The following is a 1,159-nucleotide window of genomic DNA, read 5'->3' as shown; positions in this document are numbered from 1 at the left end:
GTGATGATCTAGGATATTCGCACGCACTTCTTGGTATTTTTGATCCCCTCGCAGATGTCGCTTCTAATGCTGTATCGCGACTTAATGAAAATGACGTTGAGTCTTATCGACAACTTCTACAACCTACTGTCCCGTTAGCGCGTCATATTTTTCGTGCACCGACACAATACTATAAAACAGGGGTCGTATTTTTAGCCTGGCTAAACGGCTTTCAAGAGCATTTTGTAATGTTGAAAGGGGCACAGTCAGATCGAAACTTGTATGATTTTTCACAAACATTTCAGCTCGCTGACCAGGCAAATATTTTAGTAGATCCAGAAAGAGCATGTTTCAAAATGAAACAATTACTTGCGATGTACGGGCTTTAGTAATGCGCGCATTCGAAAATGATACAACAGCTTTAGCTCTTAATACTGCCACCCTTGGTCACAATTTACCTGGCTGTGGAGTTGGGTGGGATTCAAAAAGGGTCATAGACGCTTGTGCTGAACGGGGATTTGGAGCGATTACGTTTTGGACGCAGGAGCTTTCTGAGAATGCGTATGAAATTGGTAATTACACCAAATCTGCAGGTCTAGAAATCTCTGGTCTTTGCAGAACACCTTACCTTACTGGTTCTCAAGCGGGTTCAGATAGCGAAGTCAGAAAGACTATCGATATCGCTGCAGAATTAGGTGCAGATGTTTTAACGATTGTAACTGGCGGTACAAATCCTGATTCAAAAGGAGTTTTGGAAACTCAGAAAATTCTAGCCGATCGACTTAATAATTTTTCAGAATATGCAAAGGAAAACGATGTAAGCTTGGCACTAGAGCCTTTAAATCCGATGTTTGGTGGAAACCGGACAGTTTTGATGACTGCACAGGATGCAGTAAACGTTTGTGAAATTGTTGGAGCTGAAAATTTGGGTCTTGCGATTGATGTTTATCACGTATGGTGGGACACAACATTGGAACAAACGCTGAATAGTACTGCTGTCCCGATTTTTGGTTACCATATATGTGATTGGCTTGAAGATACCAGTGATATGCTGCTTGATAGAGGTATGATGGGTGATGGGGTTGCGGATCTGCGCGAGATCCGTCGGATTGTCGAGGGAGCTGGATACACAGGTTATTGTGAAGTTGAAATTTTCTCGTCAGAACATTGGTGGTTTTTC

General features: G+C 42.4%; 2 protein-coding genes. Both read left to right on the top strand.

Annotation, left to right across the window (positions count from 1 at the left end):
* Window positions 1-368, top strand: a 368-nt coding sequence (locus KDK18_RS06245) for a dihydrodipicolinate synthase family protein (protein ID WP_257254003.1), incomplete at its 5' end; no start/stop codon positions are given.
* 2 nt (window positions 369-370) lie between these two features.
* The coding region (locus KDK18_RS06240) for a sugar phosphate isomerase/epimerase (protein WP_257254001.1) at window positions 371-1,159 on the top strand (789 nt) is incomplete at its 3' end.

This window comes from Endozoicomonas sp. SESOKO3, from assembly GCF_024606255.1.
This window is presented reverse-complemented; position numbering and strand designations above follow the sequence as displayed.